21 protein-coding genes and 1 pseudogene are annotated in these 17333 nt (G+C 69.2%); 9 read left to right on the plus strand and 13 right to left on the minus strand.

What is annotated here, in order from left to right; all coding sequences use genetic code 11:
- Nucleotides 1–419: 419 nt before the first annotated feature.
- Both AB0M35_RS27530 and AB0M35_RS27535 read right to left on the minus strand, forming a co-directional pair.
- Entirely contained in the window at nt 420–743 is a 324-nt protein-coding gene (locus AB0M35_RS27530; protein ID WP_363749019.1) for a hypothetical protein, read from the minus strand.
- A 238-nt stretch (nt 744–981) separates the two neighbouring features.
- On the minus strand, nt 982–1164 hold the full coding sequence (locus tag AB0M35_RS27535) for a hypothetical protein (protein WP_363748944.1): 183 nt from the start codon (nt 1162–1164) through the stop codon (nt 982–984).
- A 220-nt stretch (nt 1165–1384) separates the two neighbouring features.
- Between AB0M35_RS27535 and AB0M35_RS27540 the strand changes: the two genes are divergently transcribed.
- The 4 genes from AB0M35_RS27540 to AB0M35_RS27555 all read left to right on the plus strand — a co-directional run bounded on the left by AB0M35_RS27540 (nt 1385) and on the right by AB0M35_RS27555 (nt 3640).
- On the plus strand, nt 1385–1609 hold the full coding sequence (locus AB0M35_RS27540; protein ID WP_363749021.1) for a winged helix-turn-helix domain-containing protein: 225 nt from the start codon (nt 1385–1387) through the stop codon (nt 1607–1609).
- Between the two features lie 10 nt (nt 1610–1619).
- Nucleotides 1620–2345, plus strand: a complete 726-nt coding sequence (locus AB0M35_RS27545; RefSeq protein WP_363748945.1) for a TIGR02391 family protein — start codon at nt 1620–1622, stop codon at nt 2343–2345.
- 111 nt (nt 2346–2456) lie between these two features.
- Complete coding sequence (locus tag AB0M35_RS27550; RefSeq protein ID WP_363748947.1) at nt 2457–2906, plus strand: hypothetical protein; 450 nt, start codon at nt 2457–2459, stop codon at nt 2904–2906.
- An 11-nt stretch (nt 2907–2917) separates the two neighbouring features.
- Nucleotides 2918–3640, plus strand: coding sequence for a hypothetical protein (locus AB0M35_RS27555; protein ID WP_363748949.1), 723 nt, complete (start codon nt 2918–2920; stop codon nt 3638–3640).
- Nucleotides 3641–3658: 18 nt separating this feature from the next.
- On the opposite strand, the gene AB0M35_RS27560 is transcribed toward AB0M35_RS27555, so the two are convergent.
- Together AB0M35_RS27560 and AB0M35_RS27565 are read right to left on the minus strand one after the other, a co-directional pair.
- Nucleotides 3659–3901: a hypothetical protein gene (locus AB0M35_RS27560; protein WP_363748950.1), complete on the minus strand. Its 243-nt coding sequence runs from the start codon at nt 3899–3901 to the stop codon at nt 3659–3661.
- Nucleotides 3898–4161, minus strand: coding sequence for a hypothetical protein (locus AB0M35_RS27565; RefSeq protein ID WP_363748952.1), 264 nt, complete (start codon nt 4159–4161; stop codon nt 3898–3900). The genes AB0M35_RS27560 and AB0M35_RS27565 overlap by 4 nt, the downstream gene beginning before the upstream one ends.
- Before the next feature lie 167 nt (nt 4162–4328).
- On the opposite strand from AB0M35_RS27565, the gene AB0M35_RS27570 reads away from it, so the two are divergent.
- Entirely contained in the window at nt 4329–5069 is a 741-nt protein-coding gene (locus AB0M35_RS27570) for a hypothetical protein (protein ID WP_363748954.1), read from the plus strand.
- Nucleotides 5070–5193: 124 nt separating this feature from the next.
- Here AB0M35_RS27570 and AB0M35_RS27575 read toward each other — a convergent pair.
- The 8 genes and pseudogenes from AB0M35_RS27575 to AB0M35_RS27610 form a co-directional block, all read right to left on the minus strand.
- Nucleotides 5194–5787: pseudogene (locus tag AB0M35_RS27575) on the minus strand (site-specific integrase); the annotation flags it as partial.
- Nucleotides 5788–6188: 401 nt separating this feature from the next.
- Nucleotides 6189–6500 (minus strand): hypothetical protein, encoded by a 312-nt coding sequence (locus AB0M35_RS27580; RefSeq protein ID WP_363748956.1) that lies wholly within the window; start codon nt 6498–6500, stop codon nt 6189–6191.
- Nucleotides 6501–6539: 39 nt separating this feature from the next.
- Nucleotides 6540–7136 carry a hypothetical protein gene (locus tag AB0M35_RS27585; protein WP_363748958.1) on the minus strand — a complete coding sequence of 199 codons (597 nt, stop codon included), beginning with the start codon at nt 7134–7136 and terminating at the stop codon, nt 6540–6542.
- Complete coding sequence (locus AB0M35_RS27590) at nt 7133–8470, minus strand: hypothetical protein (protein ID WP_363748960.1); 1338 nt, start codon at nt 8468–8470, stop codon at nt 7133–7135. The genes AB0M35_RS27585 and AB0M35_RS27590 overlap by 4 nt, the downstream gene beginning before the upstream one ends.
- Nucleotides 8467–9267, minus strand: coding sequence for an ABC transporter ATP-binding protein (locus tag AB0M35_RS27595; RefSeq protein ID WP_363749023.1), 801 nt, complete (start codon nt 9265–9267; stop codon nt 8467–8469). Before AB0M35_RS27595 ends, AB0M35_RS27590 begins: the two co-directional genes overlap by 4 nt.
- Before the next feature lie 53 nt (nt 9268–9320).
- Entirely contained in the window at nt 9321–10124 is an 804-nt protein-coding gene (locus tag AB0M35_RS27600) for a hypothetical protein (protein WP_363748962.1), read from the minus strand.
- Nucleotides 10121–10669, minus strand: a complete 549-nt coding sequence (locus AB0M35_RS27605; RefSeq protein ID WP_363748964.1) for an RNA polymerase sigma factor — start codon at nt 10667–10669, stop codon at nt 10121–10123. The genes AB0M35_RS27600 and AB0M35_RS27605 overlap by 4 nt, the downstream gene beginning before the upstream one ends.
- 269 nt (nt 10670–10938) lie before the next feature.
- Entirely contained in the window at nt 10939–12429 is a 1491-nt protein-coding gene (locus AB0M35_RS27610) for a PQQ-dependent sugar dehydrogenase (protein ID WP_363748966.1), read from the minus strand.
- A 254-nt stretch (nt 12430–12683) separates the two neighbouring features.
- Between AB0M35_RS27610 and AB0M35_RS27615 the strand changes: the two genes are divergently transcribed.
- From AB0M35_RS27615 to AB0M35_RS27630, 4 genes are all read left to right on the plus strand, one after another.
- On the plus strand, nt 12684–13862 hold the full coding sequence (locus AB0M35_RS27615) for an ATP-binding protein (protein ID WP_363748968.1): 1179 nt from the start codon (nt 12684–12686) through the stop codon (nt 13860–13862).
- Nucleotides 13852–15060: a hypothetical protein gene (locus AB0M35_RS27620; RefSeq protein WP_363748970.1), complete on the plus strand. Its 1209-nt coding sequence runs from the start codon at nt 13852–13854 to the stop codon at nt 15058–15060. The genes AB0M35_RS27615 and AB0M35_RS27620 overlap by 11 nt, the downstream gene beginning before the upstream one ends.
- Nucleotides 15033–15746 (plus strand): response regulator transcription factor, encoded by a 714-nt coding sequence (locus tag AB0M35_RS27625; protein ID WP_363748971.1) that lies wholly within the window; start codon nt 15033–15035, stop codon nt 15744–15746. Before AB0M35_RS27620 ends, AB0M35_RS27625 begins: the two co-directional genes overlap by 28 nt.
- 72 nt (nt 15747–15818) lie before the next feature.
- A complete protein-coding gene (locus AB0M35_RS27630) occupies nt 15819–16511 on the plus strand; it encodes a hypothetical protein (RefSeq protein WP_363748973.1) in 693 nt (230 codons plus the stop codon).
- A gap of 11 nt (nt 16512–16522) precedes the next feature.
- Here the strand turns inward: AB0M35_RS27630 and AB0M35_RS27635 are convergent, their stop codons facing one another.
- Nucleotides 16523–17272 carry a lysophospholipid acyltransferase family protein gene (locus AB0M35_RS27635; RefSeq protein ID WP_363748975.1) on the minus strand — a complete coding sequence of 250 codons (750 nt, stop codon included), beginning with the start codon at nt 17270–17272 and terminating at the stop codon, nt 16523–16525.
- Between the last annotated feature and the right edge of the window lie 61 nt (nt 17273–17333).

Genomic DNA, 17333 nt, shown 5'->3' on the forward strand with positions numbered 1-17333 from the left:
CCTCACCGCCGCCGACCCCCTGCCCGACGACCTACGCCACGCCCTCAAGACGATCCGCACCAGCCCAGGTGCGCACTAATTTGATAAGACTCGGGTCAGACCCCCGTCCAGTCGAGGATCTTGATGCCCGATGAGGAACAGAGAGTTACCACGCCACAGGGCAACCAAGACGGCCAGCCCGGGCCCACCGTGGAGCTATTCGTGGTGCGAAATGCAGGCAATCAGAGAAAGTCGAGCATACGAGAGAGGGAGTTTCAGCAGTTAGAGAAGCCATTGAAGGCAGAGATCATGATGTGAATACCACTTCTAATCCCAAGGCCGCAGGTTCGAATCCTGCCGGGCGCACCCATAGCTGCCAGGAGAAAGACCCCTAGCCTCTGTTCTTCGAGCCGTCCCGGACCCACCTCGGCCCCACCGCGTCACCCGTGGCCAGCCGTACGCCGAGCCTGCGTCGCCCGGCGCTGCGGGGTGGCCGGCACTCCGGCGGGACGGCGATCTTGGCGCACGTTCGGGATGGCAGCCGACCACGTCGGCCTACGCGGCGTGGGCGCGGGGCGCTGTATCTGCAGCCCGGCAGGCTGCACGAATATCGACCGGCGGGCCACCGCGTCACCCTTGGCGCTCAGTTCGTACACGTCGAGCCAGCACCACCCGTCATAGGTGGTCCAGTCGAGCACACGGATAACTCGGCACATGATCGGCTTGATGAACTGAACGCTGGCCGCGCGGGTCACATGCACCATGTCGCCGGCGATCGGTAGCGCCGTCACTTCGTCCACCCGAGGAACCGCGCGTGCAACGCCCCTGCTGTCATCCAGGTCAGGTCCTCGGCTGCCCACGCAAAGTACGAGCCCATGTAGATCGTCAGAGACACCGGTGCCCTGTCGAACTCCGCGCGCAACTCCTGCCTCCGCGTGGGGCAAGGCCATGGGAGCGCACAGCCGCCGCACGTCCAGACCGGCAGTACAGGCCCGTGCGTGGTCACGACTCACCGCCGGGCCAGTGCCCACGGTTGATCGGGATGCGGTGGCGGGTGCGGCAGGGCAGCTCCGCGCCGCAGCGGCACACCCTGCGCCAGTGCGTCCAGCTCCAGATCGGTCGGTGCCGTCGGGCCAGCGTCAGCGCGGTGGCTATCAGGTAATCGTCATAGCGGATCCGGTTCATCAGAACTCCCGGCGGTCAGGCCACGGTGGACCGTCAGGGCGACGGGATCCGCGCCGCCCTGACGGGGCCGACCTTCGTTTGCCGAACCAAGGGCAGCCATAAAGCAAGTTACGTCACTATCTGACGTAGGTAAAGCCACGCGGCGTGATTGTCTTGCATCACTTGCTGACGATGGTTGGCACGTGATCAGATGGCAGGGCCGAACCAAGGGATCGAAGCCATGCCCTCTGCACCTGCTGAATATCGACGTATTGCCGACGAACTGACCACGAAGATCAAGAGCGGCGAGCTCACGCCAGGGACGAAGCTGCCCAGCACGAGCGAGCTTGCCGACCAGTTCGGCGTCAGCGTGGCCACCGCGTACCGCGCCGTCTCACTCCTGCACGACCGGGATCTGGTCTTGGGGCAGCCAGGGCGCGGAGTCTATGTCGCAGGGGAAAAGTAGGCTCTCCTCTATGCGCCCTGCTGTTGCCATCGAGGAACTGACGAAGCTGAAGGAAGAGGCAGGAACCTTCACTCGCTCCAATGATTTCGGGAGTGGGTTCACCTCATGGGAGAACAGGGTCCGAGCGGTGCTCTCCCGCGCATTCGGAGCGGAAAGCGGGCAGGTAGAGCGGTTCGGGAAGATCAGCTACTCGCCGTGGGTCTTCTACGACGGGATGTCCCAAGCTGAACACGACCGATCCTTCCGATCGGGCATCTCGGAAGCGCAGGGTGTCATCGAAGCCGCCATCTACGAGCTGAGGTTGATCGGCGGGGACGAGCCGGTAGACGAGCATGCCTACGACCCTGACTTGTGGGCGCATGTCAAGACTGAGGTTGAGGACGGAGAGTGGGGCAAGGTCGCCAGCCAAACGGCGATCTTTGTTGAGAACCACGTCCGGACGTGGGCAGGGAACCCGCAGGATCGGAACGGCAACAATCTCGTCGGCAAGGCGCTCTACCTGAAGGTGTTCGACGACGCCAGCGACTACCGGCTCGGCCGACAGGCCAGCGAGCGGGAGGGCTGGCGGTATCTCGGGATGGGCTTCGCCCAGGCGCTCAGCAACGTCGACCGGCACCGAATTCAGACCCGGGATGACGCCAAGCGGTACGCCCTCGGCGTACTCGGCCTCGGGAGCCTGCTACTGACTCAGCTCCGGTACGAACACGGGGACATCCTCCAGAAGGCTGCTGAGTAGCGCTGAACACGATCGGGCCGCGCCTGCCTGGATGGCGGGTTGACCTCGATACCTGCGGTTCGTGCCCGAGCAGCATCGAGCTTGTCGTACCGCTCAGCTACGTTGTCTGTCGTGGTGAATCCAACGTGGGAGGAACGCGACCTTCCGGTGCTCAAGGCCATCGTGGAGCTCTACGAGGAAAGCGGCGGGCGCAAGGATCGAGCTGGTGACATCCAGAAGCGGACCGGGTTCGACGAAGAGACGGTGCAGAAGGCGCTTCGTGCACTCAAACCTGCGAACCCGCCATACGTGACCAGCATGAAAGAGATGTCGGGCGGCTTCATCGTGTTTGTTGGCGCACCCACCCCCGAAGCTCGCCGCGCTGTCGGCCTCTGGCCTACGGCGGATGGGCTCGCGGACAACCTGATCATGGCAATGTCGCAGGCGGCAGACCAGGAGCCGGACGAGGAGAAGCGCGGCCGGCTCAAGACGGCGGCCTCATGGTTCGGGAACGCGGGCCGGAACGTCCTGGTGGACGTGACCGCAGCCGTAATTAACCGGCAGATCAGCGGTGGAGCTTAGGGCTTATACCCGTGGATCTATCGAGCTGGGGCGGCTCCGAATGGCAGGCGGTAGCCGCGTTCATCGCCATCTTTGTCGCTGGCCCGATCGCGCTGTGGCAAGTCCTAGAGGCGCGCCGGGTTCGCTTGGAGCAGTCGCGTCCATACGTCATCGTCGATTTCGAATTCCGAAGCATTCTTGTCTACCTCAAGATCGAGAATATCGGAACGACCATCGCCCGGAACGTAGAGATCAAGTTCGACCCGCCTCTAGAGTCTGCCTCTGGGCGACGCGAGAGGATCAGAGAGTCAAGCCTGTTCAGGCAGCCGATACCGATGCTCGCCCCCGGCAGGAAGATCGCGATTCGGCTGGACTCCTATAACACCCGCGCGAGCAGTGGACTGCCGATGCAATACACCGTGTCGATCAGTTACGAAGGCGTGGGCAGCCAAAAGCAGTTCATAGACCCGCCCTATCCGTTGGACCTCAAGATGTACGAGGGCGCGTCTGTCGAACCGAGGGGCCTACCCGACCTGGTCAGAGAGGTCGAGGGCATCCGAAGTGAGATCCGCAAGTGGACATCGGGTATCAGTGGTTTGCTTATCCACAATGTTGACGCCGATCAACGTGAGCGACGTATGGTGCGCGCCGTGTTACAGGAAGAAGCCGCTAACGTTCGTCGAGAGAAGGGTATCGGGGCTTACATCCGGTGGCACGCGGATCGGCAACTACGTAGACGCGGTTGGAAGCGATAAGGTCGAGGAGTCAGTCCTTCACCATCCACTCGACCCGTATGCCGGCGGTTCGGGTTCGCCGATCGCCCGTGCGGCTTCGCGTTCGGCCCTAGCCTGCCGTTCGTACGGCGTGGGGCGGCAGGGGTCGTGCTCGCTGCTGTACAGCCGGTCGCCCCGCCGTGCGGCGGCTGCGGCCAACTCCCGGTCACGCTGCGGCCTGATCAGCGCCTCGTATCGCTCGGGGTCGCTAAGCTTCAGGGCTTCCAGTTCGGCGGGTGTCATGCCGGGGTCACCCAACGACCCTGCTGCTCGGCCGTGCCCTGCGGCACGTTCTGGACGAAGTGGATGCCGGGACCGCGCAAGCTCACCCGCAGGTCCACGGTCCCGTCGCCGTACTCGTGGACGACCTCGGCCGGGAGGGTGGTGCCGGCAGCCGGGTCGGGGACGCCGGGGAAGCGGGTGACGCCGGAGGACGCCCCGCGCATCCGGACGTAGTGCGCCTGCGTGGCGTCGAAGGTGTAGGGGACGACATCACCGAGCATTGCCTAGCTCCTGTCTCGTTGGACGTGCCCTCTTCGGGGCGTGGAGGCCGCAGATAGCGGCACACAGCGAAGGCTATGGATGAATAAGGGTCGTCCGGCGATCTTTTCTTTAGAGGCCACGGAAGGATCGGCCAAGCGACCTTGACGGCTGCATCTACGCTGTCGCGGTGCTTGCTGCTGAGGTTCCGAAGATCACTGACTGGATGCAGGCATGGGGAAGCCTGGCTGGACTGGTGATGTCGACCGCCGCCGTGATCTTCACCGGGCTTCTATTTCGTCACGAAATCAAGGTGCGCCGTGAGGAGCAGCGGGACAGCGATGCAGCGCAAGCCCGACTGATAGTGGGCGAGGTAACCCATCAGTTCGGTCCGAGCGGGGTGTTTGAGGGTGTGGGGTGGACCGTTTACAACCACAGCGACGCACCGGTCTTCGAGCTATATGTTTCGGTCTCGTCGAACTACCTGGACGACGTCCCTCTGTATCTCGGTCAACCTAACGACTATCCGGACGGCATCGCCCCGGGCTCGCAGGTCAACGGGTCGTGGACCTTCGACCGACCTTTCCCGGAGGAGAGGTGGCTGCCCGATGGGGCGCGAGTCATGGTGGAGTTCGTGGATGCGTCGGGCCTGACATGGAAGAGGGCAGGATCTATGAGCCCAACGAGGTACGTCCAGCCGTCGATGCCCCACACCAAGTTCTGGCCGCTTCTTTGGGAATTTCTCTGGCCGCTTTCGGAACCCTGGGCTCACTTCAGTCGGCTTCGGCGTGAGCTGCGCCGTCAGACGATGGAGTCCCTGCGTACGCGCGTTGTTCGTCGGCAGGCGAAGGGGTGGAGCCATCCCGCAAGCAGCACTGCGTCGAAGTCCGGCAGGAAACCTCTGCCTAATCGAGATCAAGCCGGGGTGTGAGCTTCGCCTACCCGGATTCAGCGTGGAGGGATCCCCGTAGTGCTGCCGAGGTGCCACGAGACCCGCTTCCAACAAGAAGGCCGCCCAACAGCGGCGGACGGCCTCGATGCCAACCCTTCGGGCGCTAGCCAGCCCTGCGCCTGCGCCGCTCGGCGGCCAGGTCGACGACGCCGCCCGCTGTGGTCGACTCTGCTGCCTGAACGGGTGCCGGGGTGGCTGCGGCTACCTGCTGGCGAGCAGCGGCCCGCAGCTCGGCGAACGCGGCCGACACGTCGTTGCCCTGGTGGTCGAGTACGTGCCCGTACACCTTCAGCGTGACGGACGGGTCGGCGTGCCCGAGCCGCTTGGCCGTGCGGACCGCGTCGCCGGTCAGCAGGAGGTACGCGCTGGCGTGGTAATGCCGCAGGTCGTGGAACCGCACGCCGACCAGCCCGAGCCCGTCCACGGTCGGTCGCCATACCCGGTTGTTCCAAGCGTTGTGCCGGTACGGCGTATCCCCGTCACCGAACACGTAGTCATCCGGCCTCATGTCTTCGACGTGGGCGGCGAGGCGGCGGCACAGATCGGCGTTCAGTCCATCCACCGTGCGGAGTCCGGCCTTGCTCTTGGGCGTACCAATCCGCATCTCCCCGTTGACCTCCTGCGCGGTGGCCTCCACCTTCAGCCGGCGACCGGTCGTGTCCAGGTGCCGCACCCGGAGCCCGGCGAGCTCACCGGCCCGGCAGCCGCTCGTCGGCCACCTGGCCGAGCTTGAGCATGGCCCTTGTCATCTGCTCTCTCACTCTCGGGTTAGGCCGCGCCCGGAGGTGTGCCGCGCCCGGCTGCCCGCTGGCTGCCCTGCGCCCACGAGGCTAGCGCTGGCCACGGGTGCCGAACAAGTTGGAGACGGAAGTGGACCCGCTCGGCTTGCCGGCCCCACCCCGGCCCCACCCGTGTCAGCCGTAACCGACCGTGGTCAGGAGCGTCCAGCCATGCCGATTCTCCTGGTCAGGTGGCCGATCTGGTCACCGCTGGTCACGCCTGAAACGTAGGTTTCCGCCTTCTAATCCCAAGGCCGCAGGTTCGAATCCTGCCGGGCGCACCCTCACCACCGCAGGTCAACGGCTTGGTACGTCCTGCCTACGCCACGCGCGTGAGCCGCAGGTAGGTGGTGCTGCCGAGCAGCTGCCACAGCATGAGGGAGTTGCCTGCCGGCTCCACCTGAAGGACCACTTCGTCACCGGGCGCGGCGTGGAACGCCAGGCGCGGGCTGCCGGTCCAGTCGATCCGGGCCTGCGCCCAGTGTGAACCGGGCGCGACCTCGAAACGGACTTCCTCACCGCGGCGGATCCTGCCGTACGACTGCCCGTCGACGACCAGTTCGTACGCCCGAAGTTGGTCGCGCCAGAATCCGTGCGGGCGGCGGACGACGACACGCACAAGCTCGGTCACAGCCGGCATCGTTCCACACCGATGCACATCGCCAACCGCTCAGACGTCCTCGGACACTTCCCGGCGGGCCGGGCCGGCGATCGAGTAGGCGACCAGCCCGCCCAGGGCGAGTACCGCAGCGACCAGCGTGGCGGCGTCGTTGTCGGGTGGCTGGCTCTGCCAGGTCGCGGCGGCTCCCCAGGTGCCGGTCAGCGGGTACATGGCCGCGACGGTGGTCCAGCCCAGCGGCAGGAACCAGGACCGGGCGGCGCCGACCACGGTCGCGCAGAGCGCGGTGAGCCCGAGCAGACCGGCCGCGTCGCGGGCCACCAGGGCGACCGGTCCGAACCGGGCGCCGGTGGACCGGGTGACGAGCAGGACCACGACGACGACCAGCAGTGCGGCGAGCAGGTGCGCCGAGCGCCGCCAGGGCCAGCGCATCGAGGCGGTCCGGTCCAGGTCGTCGTCTGGGCCGGCGAGGGTCGGTGCCAGTACCGCGACCATCAGCAGGACGGTCATGACGACCACCGTCGGGGCGACGTCCCGCTCCTCGGCGAAGGCGAGATACAGGGCCCAGACCACTGCCGCGCCGCCGAGGGCCGCGGCCAGGGCCAGGGGTACGCGCCGCGAGCGCAGGTACAGCAGCGTCCAGGTCACCGGGCACTCCTCCCGGGCAGGATCCCGCTGATGTCCGCGCAGACCAGGAGGGCGTCGCGGACCGCCGTGACCCGGGCCAGCGCCTCGTCGTCGGGCAGCTCACGCAGCCCCTGCCACAGCATGACCGCCTCGGCGTTGATCTCTGGGTCTTCGAAGACGAATCCAGGAACTACGCCGACATCCGACTGTGGTTCACGGCCCAGGAGCCAGTAGGCCGCCGCGCGTTCGACCACCCCATCGCGGTTCTGGCACTGCATGTCGTACGAGACTCCCAGCCTTTTGACGATCTCGGGAAGCACGGCGTTCGGATGGGCGAGCTTGCCACGTTCGTCGATCCAGACCGGGATCGTGACGGCATCGCTCCGGCGCGGCCTGACCTCGTCGAGCCAGAACGTCTGGGTGTCCTCGTGCACGGCGGTCGGTGCGTTCGGCAGTTTCGCCAGCACCGTCAGGCCTTCCCGGGCCAACGGGGTCAGCGCTTCGAGCACGTTGGCGTGGATCCGACTGACGCACACCGTCGGGGTGTCGTCGGTACACACCAACTCCCGCGCGACCGGGTCGACCGGCCAGTTCAGTACGTCAGGGTCCCGGGGTACGACCGCGATCGCCGCGGTGAACCCGAGCACCAACGGCACCACCGCCGCCGTGCGGGCACGCCAGCTACCGGCCACGAACAGCAGCAGGCCGGTGACGGCGAGCGCGGCCGTCGAGATCGCGAGCGCGCCGCTGACCCGGTTGTCGATCGTCTGGTAGGGGTGGAACAGGCTCGAACCGTGTACCGGGTTGAGCGCCGCAGCCAGCCGGTCGTCGAGCCGGATGGCGCTGAGGAAGACCAGCAGGACGCCGGCCACCGCCAGCGCGGGGGCGGTCACCAGGGCGGGGAGCATGCGCCCGATCCCCAGTCCGAGCCACGCCGCGGCGATCAGGGACAGCGCACCGACCCCGGTCACGACGGTGAAGTTCAGCAAGGGCAGGTGCTGGGCCGTGTTGATGATCCAGATGATGCCCGCCCCGGTCACCAGCAGGTAGGCGACCGGGAGGGTGATGGCCATCGCACCGAGGACCGGCAGCATCCGTTGGGCGCGGGGCCGGGGAGTTGTGGCGAACAGTTCGCCGACCTTCGCCCGATGCTCCCGGCGGCCCTGCCAGGCACCGGCGGCCAGGGCCAGCGGCCACAGCAGGAGCAGGTACTCCCGGATGGTCATGGCCAGCGGCATCCAGCCACTCGACCAGCGGCCGGTCTCGACATAGATCGCGCCGACCCCAACCACCACCGTGGTCAGTGCGGCACCGAGCGCAGCGGAACGGCGTAGTTCGATCCCCAGAATGTTCATCGGGCGGCCTCCGCACGGTGCCGGCGGAGGATCGCCGAGTAGCCCCGTTCGGCCGCGCTGTCGCCGGCGTGGCTCTGGTCGCCTTGCGCGATCAGAACCTCGGTAGTTCCCTGCCACACCAGGCGGCCCTCGTTGACCAGGACGACGTCGGTGCAGGCCGCTGCCACGTCCTCGACCAGGTGGGTGGAGACCAGTACGCAGCTGTCGGTGCCGAGGTCACGCAGCAGCTCGCGGAAGTCGAGTCGCTGTTCCGGGTCGAGGCCGACGGTCGGCTCGTCGAGCAGCAGGACCTGCGGATCGTTGACGATGGCCTGCGCGATGCCGGCGCGGCGCAGCATGCCGCCGGAGAGCGTCTTGAGCCGGGCGTCAGCCTTGGCGGTCAGCCCGACCCGGTCGATGGACCGCTGTACGGCTGCGGGGATGCGGGCCTTGGGCATTTCCTTGAGCCAGGCCATGTACGCGACGAACTCGCGCACCGTGAACCGGGGGTAGAAGCCGAAGTGCTGCGGCAGGTAACCGAGGGCGCGACGGACCGGCCGCAGGTCGGCGCGGCCGTCGACGGATTGCCCGAGCAGCGTCAGCCGCCCGCCGGACGGGGCGACGACGGTCGCCAGGGCCCGCATCAGGGTGGTCTTTCCGGCACCGTTGGGGCCGAGCAGCCCATGCACGCCGGTGTTCAGGGTCAGATCGAGGCCGTTGACGGCCAGGTGCCGTCCGGCGCGGACCTGCAGGCCCTGCGCGTGGATCACCCAGGGATGGGTGGTGGGGGCCGTTTCGGCCGTACTCAGGGCACGCATCATCGTCTCTTCTCAGTCGTTCGTTCGAGGTGGCAGGGATGCGGTGGCGGCGCTCAGCCGTGGCGGGAGAGTCGCCGGAATCCGTTGACGCGGAAGATGGCCGTGACGGTCAGGACAACCGTGGTCAGCGCCCAGATGCCGGCGCTTTCCGGTTGCAGGAACATCGGGATCCGGGCGGTGGCGAGACTGGGGGCGACCACGACGAACACCCAGGTCAGGATCAGTCCGATCGCGGCTCGGTGTACGCCGACGAGGGTGCCCAGCAGGAGCGTGGCGACGGTGAAGGCCAGGCAGGGCAGCAGGGTCAGTGCCAACGACACCCCGGTCCCGGCACCGACGAGGGCGAGGGCGGGGATGACGAAGGCCAGCACCGCAGCGGTACGCCGCAGCAGTGTCGTCAGACCGGCGGCGGGGGTGGCGGCGACCAGTTCCCAGGCCGGATCGGCCCGGCGGTGCCAGGCCACCGCCACGCCGGGCAGCGGGGCCAGCGGTGCGATCAGCAGCACCAGTGAGGGCAGCCCGGTCCTCATCCCGCTGAGCAGGGCGGCGCAGGCGAGCACCGCGACGGTCATCGCCAGCCACGGCGACAGGGTGCCGACCAGCCACCGGTGACGCAGCACCGACCAGGGTCGGGTACGGGCGTCCGGAGCCGGCGACGCGGCGATCTCCCGGGCCAGGTTCATCGCGACCCGCTCGATCACCGCTCGGCTGTCGCCGGTGGTGCTGCCGGCCAACCGGGCACGGCAGTCGGCGCAGTCCTCAAGGTGCACCTCGATCGCCCAGACACTGGGCTCGTCGAGCGCCGGGGCCCCGGTGGCGTACCGGTCGAGCTGGGACAGTGTCGGATGGGTGCTCATGACAGGGCCTCCCGCAGGGCGATCCGAGCTCGGCGGACCCGCGACTTGACGGTGTTCTCCGGTACGCCCAGCAGCACCGACGCCTCGCGTGAGGAAAGTCCGTCGAGGACCGTGGCCCGCAGGGCGGCGCGGACCTCGACCGGCAGCGTGAGCAGTGCCTGTTCCAACTCCTGGCCGATCCGGGCGGCCATCACCTCGTCCTCGGCGGCGGGGGCCGTGGCCGGCATGAGCGGCACCTGCGGTCGCTGCGCCCGGCGCGCCCGGCGGCGGAACGCGTCGACCAGGTGGTGGGCGGCGATGGTCCACAGCCAGCCCACCGCGCTTCCCCGCGCCCCGCCGTTCCTGGTGCCGGCGAAGCTGCCGGCCGCCCGCCACACCGTCAGGTAGGTGTCCTGGAGCACCTCGGCGACCAGGTCGGCGTCGGCGCACCGGCGACGCAGGCGCACCTCCAGCCACGGCGCGGTACGCCGGTAGAGCTCGTCGAACGCCCGCCGATCTTGACGGGCGATTCGACGTACGAGTTCTCCCTCGTCAGCCGCGTCCATTCCGGTTTTCACACCGGGTAAGACGACGGGCGCACCGGGATCGGGTCCCGAGTCGATGTGATCGCCGTCACCTTCCGTGTCCTGGAGTCGGGGACGCGCCCCAGCCGGTCGAGCAACCCGGACGGCTGCGCCGATGGTCCACCGGACACGGTGGTGAGGCCCAGCCCGGCACCGCCAAGTCTGCGGTCAGGGCTGGGCCTCGGGGCCGTACGGCCGAAGCTCGTGGTGGCGGTCACGTCAGCCCGACGTGGACCAGCCGCCCCGGGCGGTCAGCTGAGCTGGCAGGTCGTGCCGTTGAGGCGGAACTCGCTCGGACGGTTGTTGGTGCCGGAGTAGGTGGCCTGGAAGCCGAAGCTCACCGTGCCGTTGGTCGGTAGCGCCGCGTTCCATGCGACGTTGCGCGCGGTCACGTTCTGCCCCGACTGGGTGACCTGGGCGTTCCACCCGCCGGTGACCTGCTGGTTGCCGCTGAACGACCAGGTCAGCGCCCAACTGTTCAATGCGGTGCCGCGGTTGGTGACCTGCACCTCGGCGGTGAAGCCGGTGTTCCACTGGTTGACCGTCCAACTCACCGCGCAGTCCGCCGGCCCGGGCGTGGGCGGTGGCGTCGTGGGCGGCGGGGTGGTGGGCGGCGGAGTGGTGTCCCGGGGTGGGAAGCGCAGGATTCGGTCGTCGCTGCCCGCCGGGGTGCCCCGGCCGTCGCGGTTGCTGGTGGTGACCCAGAGCCAGCCGTCGGGGCCGTATTCGACGGTACGCAGCCGACCGTACGTGCCGACGAGTTCCGCGGTCGGCGTGCCGACTCCCCCGGAACCGGTCAGCGGCACGTTCCACAGGCGGTTGCCGCGCAGGCCGGCCACGAAGAGCCGATTCCCGGCGATGGTGGCACCGCTCGGTGACGCCTCGGCGGGGGTCCAGGTGATCAGCGGGTCCCGGAAGCGCGGATCGCCGGCCCGACCCTCGACGGTGGGCCAGCCGTAGTTGCCGCCCGCGACGATCAGGTTGACCTCGTCCCAGGTGTTCTGGCCGAACTCGGTCGCATATAGTCGGCCCTGGGCGTCCCAGGCCAACCCCTGCACGTGTCGGTGGCCGAGGCTGTAGACGGGCGAGCCCGCGATCGGGTTGTCCGACGGCACCGAGCCGTCCGGCCGGATCCTCAAGATCTTGCCGTTCCGGCTCTGCGGGTTCTGTGCGGTGGCGGTCTGTCCGGCGTCACCGACTCCGACGTAGAGCATGCCGTCGGGCCCGAAGGCGATCCGGCCTCCGTTGTGGATCGCCGCCCGGGTCAGCCCGGTGAGGATCGGCTGCTGAGTCTGCGGGGCGGTGAGCCGGAAGCGGGCGATCCGGTTGTCGGTCGCGGTGGTGAAGTAGACGTAGACCCAGCCGTCCTGGGCGTAGGTCGGGGAAACGGCGAGGCCGAGCAGACCACCCTCGCTGGTGGCGGTCACGCCGGAGATCTGGACGACCGCTTCGGGTGGCTGGCCCGGCCGGACCCGGACGACCTGACCGGTGGGGCGTTGGGCCACCAACGCGCTGCCATCGGGCAGGAAGTCCATCCCCCACGGCACCTGGAGCCCGGTGGCGACGGTTTCCGGCCGGGTGAAGTCGAAGTCGCCGACGGCGAGCGCTCCGGGTGCCGCACCCGCGAGGGCACCGGACGGGCGTTCGGCGGTCGGGACCGCGCCGGCCAGCCCGCCGAGGCCGACGCTGCCGGCGACCAGGCCGGCGGTGAGTGCGGTTCCGACCGCGAGTCGGATCTTCATGCCACCCCCAACAAATATCGACATTGATCAATTTATATTACGCTACGTCCTGGCTATCCGCGAGTGAGGCGACGCGAGCAGCGCATTGGGGATGTGGCGACGGATTCATGGGCGACCACCGAACAAGAGGGCAGCTCCGAAACCCCGGCCGACACCGAACGTCACCATCGCCGTCGCATTATGTTATTCTCCGACTTCGATTTCTCAGCGCGTACCCGGATCGGGTCGTTTGTCGCAAAGGACGCCCTTATCCGATGCCGGCCCTGGCCACTCTGACCGCGCCGCCCAGCACTGTCGACCCTCCGGCAACCGGGGCCTTCGCGTTCATCTTCACTCGGCTACCGGCGCTGCTGCGGCTCTCCTGCGGCCTGGTCTGCGCGGTGGTGGCGCTTGCCGTGCGTACTCCGCCGGTACGCACCGAGCTACTCGTGCCGGCGGTGGCCGTGCTGACCGCATGGTCGATCTGGTACGCGACGCGCGCCTGGCACCACGGCATCGACACGCCGCTGGTCGCCGGGGACCTGGCGCTCACCGTCGCCGTCTGCCTGGCGATCCCGGTGCTGGTCGCGCCGGAGGTACTGCCCGGCGAGGCCAGTTGGATCGCGGTGCTGGCGAGCACCACAGTGATCAATGCACAGGCCACCGCACCGGCTCGCTGGTCCATCCCGGCGGGGCTGCTGGTCACCGTCGCCTACGCCACGGGCGCGCAGATGGCCGGCGACACCGCCGAGGCGAGCGCCCACGCGGCCACCCTGCTGGCCCAGACCGCCTGCACGGCGATGATGACCGCGGTGATGCGTCGCCGCATGGCGCGGGCCGACGCCGATTTCGTGGCCGCCCAGCGAGCCTTCCGGGCTGCGCTGGTCGCCCGCACCGCCCGAGAGGCGGAGCGTCAGCAGAACCGCGACCTGCACGACACCGTCCTGGCCACGCTGACGATGGTCGGGCAGGGCGTGATCACCGGCCCGTCGGCGGCGCTGCGCGAGCGGTGCGCCGCCGACCTGCGTACCCTGGCCACCCTGGCCGAGGCCCGGTCGGTGCCGGCGGATGCCACCCGACGGCTCGACGAACGGCTGCGGGAGATGCTCGCCCGGCTGCCGGGCCTGCCGGTGAACGCGGACCTGCCGCCGTGCACGATCGCGGCTCCCGTCGCCGAGGTGCTCGCGGAGAGCGCACACGCCGCGCTGTCCAACGTGGCCCGGCACGCACCCGGTGCCGCCACCACGCTGCGCCTGCGCACCCGGGCCGGTCAGGTCGTGGTCGAGGTACGCGACGAGGGTCCCGGTTTCGACCCGGCCATGGTCCCCGCCCACCGGTACGGCCTCCGCGAGTCCATCATGGGCCGGATGGCGACGATCGGCGGCCGGGCCGAGGTCGACTCCGCCCCCGGCCGGGGCACCCGGATCAGGCTGGAGTGGTCGGATGTCAGCTGACCCGGAGGCCATCCGCCTGTCCCCGGCCGCCATGTCGGCAACCGGCGCGTACGACGGCAGCGCAGCGACGACAGCGGTGAAGGTCGGCGTCGGGCAGGCGGCGGCCGCGGTGGCTCGGATCTCCGACCGGGGTGCCCGGATCGTGGCGGTCACCATCGCGCTGGTCTGGCACCTGGCGATCGGGCTGCCCGCCGTGCTGGGTGCCCGCACGGAACTGGCCGTGCCGCAGGTCGTGCTCGGCGGCTGGCTACTGGTGGCCGCCGTCGGGCTGCTCGCCGGGATCCGGCTGTTGCGGGACACGCCGTTGCCGGCACCTCCGCTGGCCGGGCTGCTGCTGATGGTCGACGTGGCGGTGTTCGCCGCGGTGGGACGCGCGCAACTGTTCAGCCCGGCCAACTGGGTCTGGGGCACCCTCGCCTGGTTCTTCGTGGTGGTGCTCTGGGGCCGGCCGGTGCGGTGGCTGCTCGCGCTGCTGGCCGCACACGCGGCCACCTCGCTCATCGCCGTCGCGCTGTACGGCGCCACCGGGGCGGCAGATCTGGCCCGCGCGGCGATGGCCCTCTACGGCACGTCGTCGCTGCCGGTGGCGGTCTTCGCCGGGGCGATGGCGCTGGGGATGCTCTCCCGCGACCGGGCGGCCAGCGCCGCGGCGACCAACGCGATGTTGGCCGAACGCGAGGCCGCCGAGCAGGCCCGGGGCGAGCGGCACGATCGACTGGCCGTGGCCGGCGCCGCCGCGAGCGAGGTGTTGACCGAGTTGGCGCAGGGACGGGCCGATCCGTCCGATCCGGACGTGCAGCGTCGGTGCGTACGGGCTGCGGCGCGGCTACGGCGACTGATCGTCGAATCCGACGACGTGCCGCACCCACTGCTGCACGAACTGCGGGCGGCAGCCGATCTGGCCGAGCGTGCCGGTCTGTCCATCGACCTTGTCACAATCGGTACACCACCACCACTGCCGGTACAGGTCCGTCGCAGCCTGGCCGAACCGCTCACCGCCACGCTCGCCGACGAGCGGGACTGGGCGCGGCTGACCATCGTCGCCAACTCGGACGAGGTGGTGGTGAGCCTGGTCGTCCCGGATCGGGCGGGTCCGGATGCCGCGGGGCCGCCACCGGAGCAGGGCGACGGGCCGGTGGAGCACCTCTACGAACGGGACGGGGAGATCAGATGGACGCAGACGCGCTGGCGTCGATGACGCCGGGGCGGCCTGTCGGTGTGGCGATCGTGGACGACCACCCGGTCGTCATCGACGGGGTACGCGCCTGGCTGGCCACCGAGCCGCGGCTGACCGTACTGGCCACCGGTGACGATCCCGACGAGGTGCTCCGGGCCGCGCCCGAGGCCGACGTCATCCTGCTCGACCTGCGGTTGCACGGCCGGATCGTGCTGGACAAGCTGGCCGAACTGAGCGCCGCCGGCCGACGCGTGGTGGTCTACTCGGAGCACTCGGATCCGCAGACGATACTCGCCACGCTGGACGCCGGGGCGGTGGCCTTCCTCGCCAAGCACGAGGGACGGGAACACTGCGTGGCGACCGTACTCGACGCCGCGAGTGACCGCCCGTACGTGGCACCCGCCCTGGCCGGCGCGATGGTGGGCGACTCACGGCCGGACCGGCCGGTGCTGTCGGACAAGGAACGCGAGGCGCTGCTGCTGTGGTTCCAGTCGATGTCCAAGGCGTCGGTCGCCCGCCGGATGCGGATCAGCGAGCACACCGTCAAGCAGTACGTCGACCGAGCACGGATCAAATACAGCCGGGCGGGCAGGCCGGCGGCCACGAAGGCGGCTCTGTTGGCCCGAGCGATCGAGGACGGTCTCATCCGACCGGAGGAGATCGGCATCTACCGGTCGCAGGCGTCGGCCGAGTGGCCGACCCCCTAACAGGCGTCATGACACCGCAGGCCGGACTGGGCGAGGCTCGTGCACAGATGCCGTCTGCACCGGAGGTTGACGATGCACGATGACGCGTCCCCGTTCTTCATCGCGCCGCATCGCTTCGACGCGATGGACGGCACCGGCCCGACCCTGGACCGGCGACACGAACTGGTGCCGGACAGTGACGAGTGGATGCTCGGTCAGCACCGGGTGGACGTGGCCGGCCACCTGCTCGGCCCCACCGAGGCCCGGCGTACCTGGGCCCTGCCCAACCCGGTCACGCTGACCGTCACCGACCATCGGCTGGTGTACGTCGGTACCGGCCCGCAACTCGCCGTCGTCGACGCCCGGCACCGTCGGGGAATCTCGGCGCTGGTCAGCGGGCAGATCCGTTGGCAGTGGCCGTCCCGGCTGGAATCGTCAGCGTCCACTGCGGATGCTCCCGCGCGGCTGCTGGTGGTCTGTGACGCGCTGCGTACGATCCAGCAGCCGGCGCTCGCACTGATCGGGTCGGACGCGCAGATCGAGCAGTTGAGCCAGGAGATCCGCCGGGCGGTGGCCACTTTCCGGCTGACCCGGCCCGAACTGGTGGATCTGTCCCCACCGGAGCGGGACGCGTTGTCGCGCCTCGCCGTCGCCTCGCCCCGCCCTGGTCCGGCGCGGGTGATCCTGCCCGGGTCACTGCCGGTCGAGTTCCGCTCCCGCGACGACTACTACCGCCCGCGCAGTGCAGATCAGATGCCGTACGGCGCGGTCTCCGGCCAACGGTAGGTCCGGTCGGGTCAGCTGGTTCTGGCCTGACGGTCCGCGGCGTCGAGCGCAGCGGCCTGCTCCGGGGTCGGTGCGGTGCCGCCGAGGTGCGCCGGCAGCCACCACCGGTCCGCCGCGTCGGCGGGCTGGTCCGGGTACTGTCGCTGGGCCCGGTCGACCAGTTCCTCCAGCCGCGTCTTCAGCTCGGCGCTCATCGCGCCGGCGTCCGGATAGGCGGCCGGATCCATGGGCTCACCGACCAGGATGGTGATCGGGGTGTGTCGCCGGGTCAGGGTGCGGGGGTGCCCCTTGGTCCACAGCCGCTGGGTGCCCCAGAGCGCCACCGGCAGCACCGGGACGGCCGCTTCGCAGGCCATCCGGGTGGCACCGCTCTTGAGGTCCTTGACGGTGAAGGAACGACTGATCGTCGCCTCCGGGAAGACGCCGACGACCTCACCGGCGCGCAGGGCGGCCAGTGCGGCCGCGTACGACTCGGCACCGGCTCCCCGGTCCACCGGAATGTGCCGCATGCCGCGCATCAGCGGCCCCGACACCCGATGCCGGAACACCGAGTCCTTCGCCATGAACCGGACCAGCCGCTTCGACTCCAGCGCACCCAGCCCGCAGAAGATGAAGTCCAGGTAGCTGACGTGGTTGCTGGCCATGACCGCCCCGCCGGTACGCGGTACGTGCTGGCCGCCTTCCACGGTCAGGCGCAGGTCGAGCACCCGGAACATCGTCTTGGCGGCGGCGATCACGGGCGGGTACACGAGTTCCGGCATCCGACAACTTTACATTTGAGTAGGTTACGCATCGGTAGGGGCGTGGCCGGACCCACACCGG

Source organism: Micromonospora sp. NPDC051196, from assembly GCF_040682415.1.
Taxonomy (GTDB): Bacteria; Actinomycetota; Actinomycetes; order Mycobacteriales; family Micromonosporaceae; genus Micromonospora.